Here is a 415-nt window from a genome sequence, read left to right as displayed (position 1 = left end):
ATATATAACTAATGAGAAAGTATTAAATATACTATTATTTCTATTGGAAAGTGATAATTTTAAGGCATCTGGCGGTGAAATTGCACCATATTTTTCTTCAAAATCAAAACCGCAAATTTTACATTTATACCCATGATGTTTTAAACAGGCTTCCCTGGCTTTTGGATTTCTTTCATAGATAGTAGTTAAAACAGATTTTTGTTTCCCTTCGATAAAAGTAGATATTTCCTCAATATACTCTTCTGGTAATTTTAATTTTATTTTCTTTTCAATATATATACTTAATAAAGCATCTTTCAATTCATTCCGCAAAATCCATGGAAATTTCCCCTTTTTTTCAGTGCCCAAGAATGGTATATGCCAATATCTTATTTTTCCATTTTTACGTTTAGGGGGATTAATATAGGTATATGTC

General features: G+C 28.4%; 1 protein-coding gene. It reads right to left on the bottom strand.

All coding sequences use genetic code 11. From position 1 onward, the window contains the following. The coding region (locus ACYVTD_RS17220) for an HNH endonuclease (RefSeq protein ID WP_461248859.1) at positions 1-415 on the bottom strand (415 nt) is incomplete at both ends.

This window comes from Treponema sp. R6D11, assembly GCF_054786075.1.
The sequence above is the reverse complement of the archived record's forward strand: the minus strand, read 5'-3'. Positions and strand labels throughout refer to the sequence as shown.